Source organism: Paenibacillus hunanensis (assembly GCF_014645615.1).
In the GTDB taxonomy this organism is placed as follows: Bacteria; Bacillota; Bacilli; order Paenibacillales; family Paenibacillaceae; genus Saccharibacillus; species Saccharibacillus hunanensis.
Window position 1 is genome coordinate 1 of the sequence record NZ_BMMB01000067.1, and the last position, 542, is coordinate 542.

The window sequence follows — 542 nt, forward strand, 5'->3', positions numbered from 1 at the left end:
ATCTACCAAACTCTTTTATCACTCCAAAGAGACGTCCCACAACCCCAAGAAGCAAGCTTCCTGGTTTGGGCTGTTCCGCGTTCGCTCGCCGCTACTGACGGAATCACTCTTGTTTTCTCTTCCTGAGGGTACTTAGATGTTTCAGTTCCCCTCGTCTGCCTCTGCACACCCTATGTATTCAGATGTGAGTAACTGGAGATGAATCCAGTCAGGTTTCCCCATTCGGACATCCCCGGATCAATGCTTGCTTACAGCTCCCCGAGGCCTTATCGTTGTTCGCCACGTCCTTCGTCGGCTCCTAGCGCCTAGGCATCCACCGTGTGCTCTTACTAGCTTAACCTAGTTGGTGGTCTTCTTTACAGAAGAACCTAATATTACATATTCATGACCGATCCTGTTTACACAGTGTCAGTTAAGAACAGTTTTCTAAAACGCGATGTTTCGTTTCGGTATCCAGTTTTCAAGGATCAACTTGTTTAAAGCATAAATGGTGGAGCCAAGCGGGATCGAACCGCTGACCTCCTGCTTGCAAGGCAGGCGCT

1 rRNA gene is annotated in these 542 nt (G+C 48.7%); it reads right to left on the reverse strand.

The annotated features are described in order from the left end of the window. Positions 1 to 340 (reverse strand): 23S ribosomal RNA (locus IEX62_RS23625); the annotation flags it as partial. Positions 341 to 542 lie beyond the last annotated feature (202 nt).